The organism is Azorhizobium caulinodans ORS 571 (assembly GCF_000010525.1).
GTDB classification, from domain to species: Bacteria; Pseudomonadota; Alphaproteobacteria; order Rhizobiales; family Xanthobacteraceae; genus Azorhizobium; species Azorhizobium caulinodans.
In genome coordinates this window covers 2,715,497-2,728,038 of record NC_009937.1, presented here as the reverse complement: position 1 = coordinate 2,728,038, position 12,542 = coordinate 2,715,497, and the positions used below count along the sequence as shown (strand labels likewise).

Sequence of the window (12,542 nt, the reverse complement as noted above, 5' to 3'; positions counted from 1 at the left end):
CTCAGACGGTGGCACCCTTCGCCTTGGCGCGCTTCAGATGCTCGTCGAGGCGGGGCAGGATTTCCACGAAATTGCAGGGGCGGAAGCGCACGTCGAGCTGGTTGGCGAGGATCTCGTCCCAGCCGTCCCGGCATGCCCCCGGCGAGCCCGGCAGACAGAAGATATAGGTGGCGTTCGCGACCCCGGCCGTCGCCCGGCTCTGGAGCGTCGAGGTGCCGATCTTGGGGAAGGAGATCATGTGGAAGACGGTGGAGAAGCCCTCCATCCGCTTCTCGAACAGCGGCTCCACGGCCTCCGGCGTGACATCGCGGCCGGTGAAGCCGGTTCCGCCGGTGGTGATGACCACGTCCACCGTCGGATCGGCGATCCAGGCACTGACCGCGCCACGGATCTCCTCCACGTCGTCGGTGACAATGCGCCGGTCCGCCAGCCTGTGGCCGGCGAGGGTGAGGCGCTCCACCAGCAGGCTGCCGGAGCGGTCATCCTCCATCACCCGCGTGTCGGAGATGGTCAGGACGGCGATGTTCAGCGCCACGAACGGGCGGCTCTCGTCGATGCCGGGCATCAGGGCGTTCCCTGCAAGGTGTTGCACTGGTTCATGTTTCCGGCCTTCAGTCCACGCATGAACCAGGTGACGCGCTGCTGGGAGGAGCCGTGGGTGAAGTTGTCGCGCACCACCGTCCCGGTGGCCTGCCGCTGGAGCCGGTCATCGCCCACGGCGGCCGCCGCCTTCATGCCTTCGTCCACGTCGCCGGGTTCCAGCACGCGGTAATCCGCATTGGCGTGATTGGCCCAGACGCCGGCTAGGCAGTCGGCCATGAGTTCGGAGCGCACGGAGATGCCGTTGGCCTCCCGCTGGGTCGCGGCATTGCGCTGGGCCTGCTGGAGCTTGGGCAGGATGCCGATGAGGTTCTGCACATGGTGGCCGACCTCATGGGCGATCACATAGGCCGAGGCGAAATCTCCCGGTGCGCCGAAGCGCGTGGCCAACTCCCTGAAGAAGTCGAGATCGAGATAGATCTTCTGGTCCACGGGGCAATAGAAGGGCCCGACCGCTGCCGAGGCGTCGCCGCAGGCGGACTGCACCCGGCCCGAGAACAGCACCATGGTGGGCTTGGTGTAGGTGCGGCCCTGCTGGCGGAACTGGTCGGTCCACACCTGCTCGGTCGTTGCGAGCACCTTGGCCGCGAACTGCGCCACCTGATCGTCCGGCGGCCCCTTGCGGCCCTGCGTCGTCTGCTGCTGGCCAGAGCCCTGAAGGGCCTCCAGTCCGCCGAGCAGCGTCATCGGATTAATGCCGAGCGCCCAGCCCAAGAGGCCCACCACGATGACGGTGCCGATCCCCAGTCCGCCGCCGCCTCCGGGGAAATTCATCCCCCGGCGGTCCTCGACATTGGAGCTGGGTTTGAAGTCGTCCAGACGCATCTTGATCTCCCGGCGTGCAGCGGCCGAGGTCAACCTCCGGCCAGCCCCACGGGTTCATCAGGCAAACGCACGGATGAGTGGCCCCCGCGCCGGTGGCCGTCAAGCACCGGCCTGCGACCGTCTGTGCTCAGCACTCCTCCGAAGTTGCCAAGTGCCCACGGCCCCGTGCATTTTCCCCGACGTTCTGGAACGGGGATGAATCGCATGGCGCGCTCGGCCACGGCCGTGAAGACACTGGCCGGCCTCAGCTTCAAGCGGGAGCGGGCGGTCCTGAAGTCAGGGATGGCACCGGTCGCCGGCGCGGACGAGGCGGGACGGGGTCCACTCGCCGGTCCGGTGGTCGCGGCCGCCGTCATTCTCGATCCCAAGCGCATTCCGGCCGGCCTCGACGATTCGAAGAAGCTCACCGCCACCCGGCGCGAGGCGCTGTTCGACGAGATTTGCGCCACTGCCGAGGTTTCGGTGGTGATGGCGCCGCCGAGCCGCATCGATCGCGACAACATCCGGCAGGCGACGCTCTGGGCGCTGGCCAATGCGGTGAAGGGCCTTCCTGAAGACCCGCGCCTCGTCTTCGTGGACGGCAACGACCGGCCTCCGCTCGAATGCGAGGTGGAGATGGTCATCGGCGGCGACGGGCTGATCGCCTCCATCGCAGCCGCCTCGATCGTCGCCAAGGTGACGCGCGACCGCCTCATGGTGGGGCTTGGTGCGGCCTTTCCGGGCTATGGATTCGAGCGTCACATGGGCTACGGCACCGCGGAGCACGGGGCGGCGCTGCGCCGGCTCGGCCCCTGCCGGCACCACCGCACGTCTTTCGCACCGGTGCGGGCGCAGCAGCTTGTGCTCTTCGAGACGGAAATGCTGGAGATCGAAGCCGAGCCGCTGGTCGACGCGCTCGTGTGACACGCAACATCGCGGCCTTCGGCGCCAGCGCGCGAACAGCAAAAAGCCCCTCCGACCCATGGCCGGAGGGGCTCTGCGTTTCGCGACAAGCTCAGGCCTTCAACGCCTGCTCCTTGCGCCAGGCATCGATGGCGATGGCCAGCGAAGTGATGCCCCAGAAGGCGAGATATTCGATGCCGCCCTTGGCCCAGTACCAGTTGACACCCTTGGTCTGGATGATGGCATAGGCCGCGACGACCATGCAGCCGAAGGAGATCAGGCCGATCCAGCGGGTGAACAGGCCAAAGGTGAAACCGAGAAAGCAGAGGCTCTCGAACAGGATCGACAGACCGAGGAAGAAGGGCGCCGGGACCAAGCCCGCCTTGGTGAAGAAGCCCAGCGAGGCCTCGATGCCGCTCAGCTTCTGATAGACATGAGGCGCGTACCAGAGGCCGGCCATGATGCGCACCACATTCATGCCGTCCGTGAGCGCGAAGCGGTTGGGCAACGTCACCGGGCCGATCAGCTTGCGCAGCAGCGAGCCGTTGCCTTCGGGGATCGCCTTGCCGTGAGAAATTCCGATCGACATGACTGTTCTCCACTTAATCAGTGAGGCTGATCTTGAGCGGGGCAGAACAGTCTGTGATTGACGCAACGCAAAATGTGGCGAAAACGTGGATCACGAAATCTCGACTGGCGCCCACAGCATGTCGTCGAGGCGCCGGGCACCGCTCGCCAGCATAGCAAGGCGGTCGAAGCCGAGCGCGCAGCCGCTCGCCTCGGGCATATGCTCCAGCGCCTCCAGAAGCCCCTCGTCGATGGGATAGCGCTCGCCATAGAGGCGGGCCTTCTCCGCCATCTCGATCTCGAAGCGCCGCCGCTGCTCCACCGGGTCCGTCAGTTCTCCGAAGGCATTGGCGAGTTCGACTCCGCAGGCATAGAGCTCGAAACGTTCCGCGACGCGCGGGTCGGCCACGGTGGGACGGGCGAGGGCCGCCTCGCTGGTGGGATATTCGCAGAGCAGGGTCGGGCGTCCGTCGCCCAGATGCGGCTCCACCTTCTCCACGAGAACACGGGAGAAGAGGTCCGCCCAAGTGTCGTCCGGCGCGGTGCGGATGCCCGCCGCCGCCACCGCCTCGGCAAAGGGAGCGGCTTCCGGCTCGTGCCCCGGCGGCGCGAGAAAGCGGGACAGATCGATGCCCGCATGCCGCGCGAATGCCGCGACGAGCGTCAGCCGCTCGGCCTCGGCAAAGGGATCGCAGCTCCGCCCCCGGAACGAAAAACCGGAGATGCCGCCCGCGTTGGAAGCAAGGCGGAGCAGGCGGACACAGTCCTCCATCAGGGTCTCGTAGGGTTCGCGGGCCCGGTACCATTCCAGCATGGTGAACTCGGGATGGTGCGTCGTGCCGCGCTCGCGGTCGCGGAAGACACGGGCGAATTCGAAGATGCGGGGCTCCCCGGCCGCCAGCAGCTTCTTGGCGGCAAACTCCGGCGAGGTGCGCAGATAATAGGGCAGGGTGCCGCCCTCCGGTCGCCGCCAGAGCGTGGCGAAGGCGTGCAGGTGCGCCTCGTTCCCCGGCGACACCTGAAGCACAGGCGTTTCCACTTCCAGAAAGTCGCGGGCGGCGAAATCGGCGCGGATGGCTGCGGCGATGCGGGCGCGGGCGAGGAGAAAGGGGCGGCGGTCCTCATGGACGCTCGGGTGCCACCAGGGGCTGGGGCGGGTCATGTCAGCGGCCCGGGCGCAGGGTTGCCGGGCAGGACTGGCGCAAATCGCGAAGATCGTTATGGTGCGCCCGGCTGAAACACTGCGGCATGTCGCCGACATCTGTCTGAGGAAGAAAAAACGTGGTCAAGGTCATCGCCAGCTCTCTGCGCAAGGGCAATGTCGTCGAGATCGATGACAAGCTCTACGTGGTTCTCAGTGCCGAGAACATCCATCCCGGCAAGGGCACCCCGGTGACCCAGATGGACATGCGCCGCATTTCCGACGGGGTGAAGATCTCCGAGCGCTACCGCACCACCGAGCAGGTGGAGCGCGCCTACGTGGAAGACCGCCCCTATACCTATCTCTATGAGGATAGCGACGGCTACACCTTCATGAATCCGGAGAATTACGAGCAGATCACCGTTCCCAAGGACGTGGTGGGCGATCAGTCCGTGTATCTCCAGGAAAGCATGGAATGCATGATCTCCACCCACAATGGCAATGCCATCGCCATCGAGCTGCCCCAGCGCGTGGTGCTGGAGATCGTGGACACCGAGCCCACCGTGAAGGGCCAGACGGCCTCCTCGTCCTACAAGCCGGCCATGCTGTCGAACGGCGTGCGCACGATGGTGCCCCCGCACATTGCGGCCGGCACCCGGGTGGTGATCATGACCGCTGACGCCTCCTATGTGGAGCGTGCCAAGGACTGATCCGAAGGTGCGCCGGACCATCGGCTCCGGCGCTGCTCGGCTGTTGCTGACGCGAGCGCGGGACGCGTGCTGCAACTTGGCGGTATGACCCTCCCGCGTTCCATGCAAGGCGGCAAATGGAACCGCGTCTCGTCTTTCCCCGTTGCAACACCAGCGGGGGAAGAAGGTGGTTCTGTGATGAGTGTTTCGGGAAAGCGGATATTGGTGGTCGAGGACGAGTTCCTCGTAGCGCTGGGCCTGCAGGACAATCTGCGCGTCCTCGGCTACGAGACGGTCGGACCCGCCACCACCCTCGCCATGGCCGTTCAGGCGGCCGAGCGCGAGCCGCTCGATGCCGCCATCCTCGACATCAATCTCAAGGGAGAGGTGGTGTTTCCCGCCGCTGAGATCCTCAGCGACCGCGGCATCCCGCTCATCTTCTGCAGTGATTACATCGGCGTCTCGCGCGTGCCCGATCGCTTTGCGGACGCCGTGCGCGTGCCGAAGCCCTATACCATCGCCAGCATGGCGGCGGCGCTGCGCGAGATCTTCGACGGCGACGATGATGCGGGGCCGGACCGGCATTCGGACAACGACCAGTCCATGTCCTTCTGACTTTGCGGCACCACGCCGGTTTGCGTGGACGACGCAGCAGCCTCCGGGCCCTCGATTAGGGAGGAGGGGCCCGCTGCTCTAGGATCGGGCCGTTCCCAGTCATCGGCCGAATCATCCTCATGACCATCCGTCGCCTTCCGCCCGTTCTCATTGATCGCATCGCCGCGGGCGAAGTGGTCGAGCGTCCTGCGGCGGCCGTGAAGGAACTGGTCGAGAATGCGATCGATGCCGGCGCCACGGAGATCGAGGTGCTGGTGGTCGGTGGCGGACGGGAGATGATCCGCATCTCCGACAATGGCTCCGGCATGAGTGCGGACGAACTGTCCCTCGCCGTCGAGCGTCACGCCACCTCCAAGCTCCCCACCGAAGACCTTCTCGCCATTTCGACGCTGGGCTTCCGGGGTGAGGCGCTGCCCTCAATTGGCGCCGTGGCGCGCCTCTCCATCGCCAGCCGCCCCAAGTCCGCGCCCCATGCCTTCGAGATTCGCGTCGAGGGCGGGGTCGTCACCCCGCCCCGTCCGGCGGCGCTCAATGGCGGCACGCGGGTGGAGGTGCGCGATCTCTTCTTCGCGACGCCCGCGCGCCTGAAATTCCTGAAATCCGACCGGGCCGAAGCCGCCGCCGCCGCGGACGTGGTGCGCCGCCTCGCGCTGGCCCGGCCCGATGTCGCCTTCACCTTGATGACTGATGACCGCCAGCCCCTCACCTGGGTGGCGAGGTCCATGGATGAGGCCGGTCGCGCAGCCCGTGTCGCCGATGTCCTCGGCGCGGAGGCGGGGCGCAACCTCATTCCGGTGGTGGGCGAGCGGGGCGGGGTGCGGCTGGTGGGGCTCGCGGGACTGCCCACCTATTCCAAGGCCAATTCGCTCTCCCAATTCCTGTTCGTGAACGGCCGGCCGGTACGGGACAAACTGCTGATGGGCGCGCTTCGAGCCGCCTATTCCGACCTGCTGCCTTCCGACCGCTATCCGGTGCTCGCCCTCTTCCTCAGCCTCGATCCGCGCGAGGTGGACGTGAACGTTCATCCCGCCAAGACCGAGGTGCGCTTTCGCGACGGGGGGAACGTGCGCGCCCTTCTGGTGCGCACGCTGACCGATGCGCTCGCCGCCCGCGTGCCGAGCACCGCCGGCACCATCGCCGACCGGCTGGTGGAACTCGCCCGCACGCCGGAACTGGAGCCGGCGCGCCCCGCCGCCGCCATCCCGGAGTTCCGGCCCTATCGGGCCGAGCCCATGCCGGCCGGGGGCTACGATTGGCGCGCCTCCCCCGCGCGCCCGCTGAACGTGGCGGAGCCGGACGGGGCGCTCGAGGCCGAGATGGAAAGCTTCGCCGAAGCGGTGCAGGCTTCCTTCGACGTCGGGATGCCCGCCGCGGACGCCCGCGCCGATGCGGCCGTGCCCGAGACGGGCGATCTCGACCGGCCGCTGGGCGCGGCGCGCGCGCAACTGCACGAGACCTACATCGTCGCGCAAACCCGCGAGGGCATGGTGCTGGTGGATCAGCACGCCGCCCATGAGCGCCTCGTCTATGAGAAGCTGAAGGCCGCGCTGGAGCGGGACGGGGTGGCACGGCAGGGCCTGCTGGTGCCTGCGGTGGTCGATCTCGATCCGGCCGAGGCGGACCGGCTGGCGGAGCGGGCTGGGGATCTGGCGGCGCTCGGGCTCGTCATCGAGCCCTTCGGCATCGGCGCGGTTCTGGTGCGCGAGGTGCCGGCGCTGCTCGCCAAGGCGGACGTGACGAAACTCGTGCGGGACGTGGCTGAGCATTCCGCGGAATGGGATGACGCGCTCCCGCTGGAGCGGCGCCTGCTGCACGTGGCCGCCACCATGGCTTGCCACGGCTCCGTGCGGGCCGGCCGGCGCCTTAGGGTGGAGGAGATGAACGCCCTCCTGCGGGAGATGGAGGAGACGCCGAACGCCGGCGAGTGCAATCACGGACGGCCGACCTTCATCACTTTGTCCCTGAAGGACGTGGAAAAACTGTTCGCCCGCCGCTGAGGCCCCGTCGCGCTGCGCTGCGGAACGATCCCGCCGCCCGACCGTTGCAGGAGAGGCGCCCCTTGCCGCGGGGCGCCTCTGCCCGCAGCAAAGAGGGATGGCTTGATGCAGCGATGCGCCATGATCCGGGCCTTGTGCCTGGCGCTTTGCCTCCTGTTCAGCTCTGCCAGTTTCGCCCAGACCCCGGCCGCGCCTGCGGGGTCCGTAACGTCTCCCGCCACCGCCGCGCCCAAGAGCGAGGACAGCCTCAAGGTGCTCCTCGACACGCTCTCCGACGACAAGGCGCGGGCGGATTTCACCGCCCGGCTGCGCGCTCTGCTCGAAGCGCGCGACGCCACGACCGGCACGCCGGCCGCCGATGACTGGGTGGCCGGCACCACCCGCTCCCTCTCCGATTTCTCCAGCGGCGTGCTGACCGTGGTGGGCGAGATCGAGAACTTGCCGACCCAGATGTCCGAGGCCGTGGAAGCGCTGCGCGACCCGGCGGCCCTGCGGCGTATCGCGTGGGCGGCCGGCACCGTGGTGCTCGCGCTGGCGGCCGCCTTTGCCGCCGAGTGGCTGGCGTCCTTGCTGCTCGCGCGCCCGCGCCGGGCCATCGAGCGGCGGGCGGGCGATCTTCTCGTCATCCGCCTCTTCCTCATTCTGGTGCGGGCGGTGCTGCTGGCCTTGCCCATCATCGCTTTTGCCGCCGCCGCTTTCGCGGTGCTGGGCGCGGTGGAGATGAGCTTCGTGGTGCGCCTCGCCGTGGTCACGCTGGTCAATGCGAGCGTGATGGCGCGGGCGATCATTGCGTTCGGCCATGCGGTGCTCTCGCCCGAGAGCCGGCGCCTGCGCCTGCCGCCGCTGGACGACGAGAGTGCGGCCTATGGCTTCCTTTGGGTCGGGCGCTTCGCCAACACCGTCGTCTATGGCTATTTCCTGCTGCGGGCGGCCTGGATCCTCGGCCTCTCGACCAGCGCCTATGCCTTCCTCCTGGATGTGCTCGGGCTGCTGGTGGCCGGCATGGCCATCGTCTTCCTGCTCCAGATCCGCGCCTCGGTGGCGGGCTGGCTGCGGGCCTCGGGCGAAGCCGGCACGTCGCTTACGCGCCTGCGCAATCAGGTGGCGGATTTCTGGCACCTGCTCGCCATCGCTTATGTGGTGGCCGGCTATTTCGTCTGGGTTCTGGATGTGCGGGACGGCTTTGCCTTTCTCGCGCAGGCGACCGCTCTCTCGGTGCTTGCCATCGTCGCTGCGCGCTTCGCCGCGCGCCTCCTCCAGCGCGGCTTCGGCATGATCTTCCACCTCAGCCCCGAGGTGCGGCGGCAGTATCCGCTGCTGGAGGCGCGAGCGAACCGCTATCTGCCCATCCTGCGGCAGGTGTTCCAGGGCCTGCTGGCGGTCCTGACGCTGCTGGTGCTGCTGGAAATCTGGGGCGGAAGTCCCTTCGCGTGGCTCGCCTCCGACAACGGCCAGCGCCTGCTCAGCCGCTGCATCTCCATTGGCGTCGTGGCGCTCTCGGCGCTCATCGCCTGGGAGGTGGGCACCGCCTTTGCCGAGCGGCTGATCCGCCGGCATCCGTCGTCAAGCCGGCTAAAGACATTGTTGCCCTTCCTCCAGAATGGCTTTCGCGTGGTGCTTCTGACGCTGGTGGGGCTGATCCTGCTCTCGGAAATCGGCGTCAACATCGCCCCGCTTCTGGCCGGTGCCGGTGTCTTCGGCCTCGCCATCGGCTTCGGGGCGCAGACGCTGGTGAAGGATGTCATCACCGGCATCTTCATCCTCATGGAGGACACGCTGTCGGTGGGTGATGTGGTGGAGGTGGGCGCCCATTCGGGTCTCGTGGAAAAAATCACCATCCGCACGGTGCACATGCGCGATTTCGACGGCAACGTGCATTCCATCCCCTTCAGCGAGGTGCAGACCATCAAGAACATGTCCAAGGGCTTCGCTTATGCGGTCGTGGACGTGATGGTCTCCTACCGGGAGAATATCGACGAGGCGCTGAAGACCATGGCCGAGGTGGCGGAGGACATGCGCCGCGCCGGGCCGCTGGCCGAGACCATCATCGAGCCGTTCGAGGTGGTGGGCGTGGAGGGCCTTCAGGAATCCGCCGTCTGGCTGCGCGGCCGCTTCAAGACGCGCCCGCTCGGCCAGTGGAACGTGAAGCGCGAATTCTACCGGCGCATCAAGGCAGCGTTCGATGCGCGGGGCATCGAGATTCCGCTTCCCCAGCGCCGGCTCTTCTTCGGCACCGACAAGGCCGGCAACGCCCCGCCGCTGCATATCCTCACCGATGCCAACGCCCTTCAGGTGCAGGAGGACCGGCGCCGCGTGGCGGAGGCCGCCCGCGCCGCCCGTCGGCCGGGACCGCATATCGAGGAGCATCCGGGCGCGCGGGAGCGCCGGGACGACGAGGCGCAGGAGATCCTGCCCACCGTGGAGCGCCACCCCGAGCGGGTGTGAAGCTCAGGGTGCGCTGGCCACCGGCTGGAGGAAGGTCAGTTCGCTGTCGTCATAGCGCCGGCGCTCGATTTCCTCGAAGCCGTCCGGCACCGTGAAGGCGCCCGTCTGTTCCTCGACAATGAGCAGCGCATTGGGTGCCAGCCAGCCGCCGTCGCGGGCGGAGGCGAGGGCGGCTTCCGCCAGCCCCTTGCCATAGGGCGGATCGCAGAAGACGAGATCATAGGGACCGCCCGGCCCCATCTCGCCCAGCGCGGTCGCATCACGGCGGAAGATCTTGGTGGAACCGGCCAAGCCCAGCGCGTCCACATTCGCCCGGATGAGGGCGCGGGCCTCCGCCGCCTCCTCCACGAACAGCGCGAACACCGCGCCGCGTGATAGCGCCTCGATGCCGAGCGCCCCGGTGCCGGCGAACAGGTCCAGCACCCGCGCGCCGTCGGCCGCATCGCCATAGGCATGGGCGAGCATGTTGAAGAGGCTCTCGCGCAGCCGGTCCGTGGTCGGCCGCGTCGCCTTGGAAGCGGGCGCCTGAAGAGGGCGCCCGCGATGCTTGCCGCCGACGATCCGCATGGATCAGCCGCGCGAACGCGGACCTTGCGGCTTGCCGCCGCGTGCCGGGCCGCCCTTGCCGCCACCGGGCCGCCCCTTGGGCGCGCCCGTGCGCGGGCCGGCGCCGAAGCCCGGCCGCTTGCCTGCGGGCTTGCCGCCGGGGGAACGGTCTTCGCGAGGCGGACGGCCTTCGCTTTTGCCGAAGCTGCGCTCGCCGCGCGGCTTGTCGAAGCCGGAACGGGCCGGGCGCTCACTTGCGCCCTCTTTGGCGAATCCGCCACGGCCGCGGGGCGCACGCCCCTCGAACCCGCCTTCTCCGGCCGGCTGCTCGCGGCGGGTGCGACCGCCTTCCGGACGGCCGAACGGCTTGTCGGTGCGACGCTCGCCACGGGGCTTGTCGAACCCGAAGCGGGCCGGACGCTCGCTCCCGCCGTCCTTGGCGAAGCCGCCCCGACCACGGGGCGGACGCCCCTCGAAGCTGCCGCCGAAGCCAACGTCCTCGGCCGGCTGTTCGCGACGGCCCCGGCCACCTTCCGGCTTGCCGAAGGGCCTGTCGCTCCGGCGCTTGTCACCGCCGAAGGGGCGGGCATCGTCGCGGTCGCGGCGTGGCTTGTCGAAGCCGCCACGGGCGGGGCGCTCGGCGCCCTCGTCGCGGGAGCGGCGCTTCGGGCCGGCATCGTCGGCCCGCCAGGAGCTGCGCTCGATCCTGTCGCGGAAGGGATAGACGTCCTTCTCGCGGCCCTCGGGGCGCTCGCTCCGGCGGTCAGCACCCTTGCGGTCGCCGAAGGCGCGCTCGCCGCCTTTCCGGTCGGACGGCTTGCGGTCGGCGAAGCCCTCGCCACGCGGCGCGCGCCGGGCGCGAGGGCCTTCAGCCGCCTGGGCGAAGCCGATGGATTCGGCCTCTTCCGTCCGGCGCGAGCGGGTCGGGCGTTCGCCGGCGGGACGGCGGCCGCGCGGGGCCTCCGCCTCGGCCTCGAAGTCCGGCCGGCGGCTGCGGCCGCGCGGCGCGTCGAAGGCGCGACCGTCGTCGGCCTTGCGGCGGGGGCGGCGCTCAACGGCCTCTTCCGTGACCGGCGCGAGCTTGCGCTCGACCTTCACGGCGCGGCCCTTGCGGTCAGCCACCGTGCCCACCTTCACCACCTTGCGTTCCTCGTCCTGCATGCGCTTGCGCAGCGGCACGCGCGGCGGACGCTCGGGATCGATCTCCGGCTCGGCACTGCGACGCTCGCGGCGGGCCGGCTTGGAGACCGCCGCCTTGGCGTCCGCCACCTCGGCGGCGCGCGGCAGCTTGCGCTTGTCGAGGCCGAGGGGGCGGCGGGGGGCCTCCTCCTCAGGCTCGCGCTCGACAAGCGGACCGTTGAAATCGGCGCCCGCAGCAGCGGCGATATCGTTGCCGATCTGGTCGCGCAGGATGCGGGTGCGCACCTCTTCCACGCCGCCTTCAGCGATCTCGCCCAGCTGGAAGGGGCCGTAGGAGATGCGGATGAGGCGGTTCACCTGAAGGCCGAGCGCGCCGAGCACGTTGCGCACTTCGCGATTCTTGCCTTCGCGCAGCGCCACCGTGATCCACACGTTTGCGCCCTGCACCCGGTCCAGCACCGCCTCGATGGGGCCGTACTCCACGCCCTCCACCACGATGCCCTTGATGAGGGCGTCGAGCTGCGCCTGATCCACCGTGCCCTTGGCGCGCACGCGATAGCGGCGCAGCCAGCCGGTCTCCGGCAGTTCCAGAACGCGGGCGAGGCCCCCGTCATTGGTCAGCAGCAGCAGGCCTTCGGAATTGATGTCGAGCCGGCCCACCGAGACAAGGCGCGGCAGATGCCCGGGCAAAAGCTCGAACAGGGTCGTGCGGCCTTCCGGGTCGCGGTTGGTCGTCACGACGCCGATGGGCTTGTGATAGAGGAACAGCCGCGTGCGCTCGCGCTCGGGCAGCGGCTCGCCATCCACGCGAATCTCATCTTCGGCGGTCACGGTGAAGGCCGGGGAGGCCAGCACCTCGCCATTCACCGACACACGGCCGGCGGTGATCCACTCTTCAATCTCGCGACGCGAGCCGAGACCGGCGCGGGCGATGACCTTGGCGATGCGTTCGGCTTCCTTGGGCGCAGCGGCGGGCAGCTCGCGCTTGGCGCGGGGAACGCGGTTCTTGTCCTTGCGGGGGGGCGATGTTCGAGGCATGGAGGGGCGATAGCACGAACCGTGCGGCGAGACGAGATCGCGGGGCATCCGGTGAGC

At 68.9% G+C, this 12,542-nt stretch carries 11 protein-coding genes; 5 read left to right on the top strand and 6 right to left on the bottom strand.

Going from position 1 to position 12,542, the window contains the following annotated elements; genetic code table 11:
* Position 1: 1 nt before the first annotated feature.
* Both moaB and AZC_RS12415 read right to left on the bottom strand, forming a co-directional pair.
* Positions 2 to 565, bottom strand: coding sequence for a molybdenum cofactor biosynthesis protein B (moaB, locus tag AZC_RS12420; RefSeq protein ID WP_012170926.1), 564 nt, complete (start codon positions 563 to 565; stop codon positions 2 to 4).
* Positions 565 to 1,425: a KPN_02809 family neutral zinc metallopeptidase gene (locus AZC_RS12415; RefSeq protein WP_012170925.1), complete on the bottom strand. Its 861-nt coding sequence runs from the start codon at positions 1,423 to 1,425 to the stop codon at positions 565 to 567. Before AZC_RS12415 ends, moaB begins: the two co-directional genes overlap by 1 nt.
* A 204-nt stretch (positions 1,426 to 1,629) precedes the next feature.
* On the opposite strand from AZC_RS12415, the gene AZC_RS12410 reads away from it, so the two are divergent.
* Positions 1,630 to 2,328 carry a ribonuclease HII gene (locus AZC_RS12410; RefSeq protein ID WP_081434125.1) on the top strand — a complete coding sequence of 233 codons (699 nt, stop codon included), beginning with the start codon at positions 1,630 to 1,632 and terminating at the stop codon, positions 2,326 to 2,328.
* 91 nt (positions 2,329 to 2,419) lie between these two features.
* Here the strand turns inward: AZC_RS12410 and AZC_RS12405 are convergent, their stop codons facing one another.
* Positions 2,420 to 2,896 carry a DoxX family protein gene (locus AZC_RS12405; protein ID WP_052285918.1) on the bottom strand — a complete coding sequence of 159 codons (477 nt, stop codon included), beginning with the start codon at positions 2,894 to 2,896 and terminating at the stop codon, positions 2,420 to 2,422.
* Between the two features lie 90 nt (positions 2,897 to 2,986).
* Positions 2,987 to 4,036, bottom strand: a complete 1,050-nt coding sequence (epmA, locus tag AZC_RS12400; RefSeq protein ID WP_043879291.1) for an EF-P lysine aminoacylase EpmA — start codon at positions 4,034 to 4,036, stop codon at positions 2,987 to 2,989.
* 119 nt (positions 4,037 to 4,155) lie between these two features.
* Here epmA and efp point away from each other — a divergent pair, with 119 nt between their 5' ends.
* The 4 genes from efp to AZC_RS12380 all read left to right on the top strand — a co-directional run bounded on the left by efp (position 4,156) and on the right by AZC_RS12380 (position 9,761).
* Positions 4,156 to 4,725, top strand: a complete 570-nt coding sequence (gene efp, locus AZC_RS12395; protein WP_012170921.1) for an elongation factor P — start codon at positions 4,156 to 4,158, stop codon at positions 4,723 to 4,725.
* Positions 4,726 to 4,902: 177 nt separating this feature from the next.
* Positions 4,903 to 5,319, top strand: coding sequence for a response regulator (locus tag AZC_RS12390; protein WP_043879290.1), 417 nt, complete (start codon positions 4,903 to 4,905; stop codon positions 5,317 to 5,319).
* A gap of 119 nt (positions 5,320 to 5,438) precedes the next feature.
* Positions 5,439 to 7,316 carry a DNA mismatch repair endonuclease MutL gene (mutL, locus tag AZC_RS12385; RefSeq protein ID WP_012170919.1) on the top strand — a complete coding sequence of 626 codons (1,878 nt, stop codon included), beginning with the start codon at positions 5,439 to 5,441 and terminating at the stop codon, positions 7,314 to 7,316.
* 120 nt (positions 7,317 to 7,436) lie between these two features.
* A complete protein-coding gene (locus AZC_RS12380; protein WP_244421709.1) occupies positions 7,437 to 9,761 on the top strand; it encodes a mechanosensitive ion channel family protein in 2,325 nt (774 codons plus the stop codon).
* Between the two features lie 3 nt (positions 9,762 to 9,764).
* Here the strand turns inward: AZC_RS12380 and rsmD are convergent, their stop codons facing one another.
* The gene (gene rsmD, locus AZC_RS12375) at positions 9,765 to 10,328 is read right to left on the bottom strand and encodes a 16S rRNA (guanine(966)-N(2))-methyltransferase RsmD (protein WP_012170917.1); all 564 of its coding nucleotides are present in this window, start codon (positions 10,326 to 10,328) and stop codon (positions 9,765 to 9,767) included.
* Between the two features lie 3 nt (positions 10,329 to 10,331).
* On the bottom strand, positions 10,332 to 12,533 hold the full coding sequence (locus AZC_RS12370; RefSeq protein WP_244421708.1) for a pseudouridine synthase: 2,202 nt from the start codon (positions 12,531 to 12,533) through the stop codon (positions 10,332 to 10,334).
* Positions 12,534 to 12,542: the final 9 nt, after the last annotated feature.

What these genes read in the sequence shown, in the direction of transcription:
- AZC_RS12380 (WP_244421709.1), top strand. Translation starts at nt 7,437, where the DNA reads ATGATCCGGGCCTTGTGCCTGGCGCTTTGCCTCCTGTTCAGCTCTGCC.
- AZC_RS12410 (WP_081434125.1), top strand. Translation starts at nt 1,630, where the DNA reads ATGGCGCGCTCGGCCACGGCCGTGAAGACACTGGCCGGCCTCAGCTTC.
- AZC_RS12405 (WP_052285918.1), bottom strand. Translation starts at nt 2,896, where the DNA reads ATGTCGATCGGAATTTCTCACGGCAAGGCGATCCCCGAAGGCAACGGC.
- AZC_RS12370 (WP_244421708.1), bottom strand. Translation starts at nt 12,533, where the DNA reads ATGCCCCGCGATCTCGTCTCGCCGCACGGTTCGTGCTATCGCCCCTCC.
- AZC_RS12415 (WP_012170925.1), bottom strand. Translation starts at nt 1,425, where the DNA reads ATGCGTCTGGACGACTTCAAACCCAGCTCCAATGTCGAGGACCGCCGG.
- mutL (WP_012170919.1), top strand. Translation starts at nt 5,439, where the DNA reads ATGACCATCCGTCGCCTTCCGCCCGTTCTCATTGATCGCATCGCCGCG.
- epmA (WP_043879291.1), bottom strand. Translation starts at nt 4,036, where the DNA reads ATGACCCGCCCCAGCCCCTGGTGGCACCCGAGCGTCCATGAGGACCGC.
- rsmD (WP_012170917.1), bottom strand. Translation starts at nt 10,328, where the DNA reads ATGCGGATCGTCGGCGGCAAGCATCGCGGGCGCCCTCTTCAGGCGCCC.
- AZC_RS12390 (WP_043879290.1), top strand. Translation starts at nt 4,903, where the DNA reads ATGAGTGTTTCGGGAAAGCGGATATTGGTGGTCGAGGACGAGTTCCTC.
- moaB (WP_012170926.1), bottom strand. Translation starts at nt 565, where the DNA reads ATGCCCGGCATCGACGAGAGCCGCCCGTTCGTGGCGCTGAACATCGCC.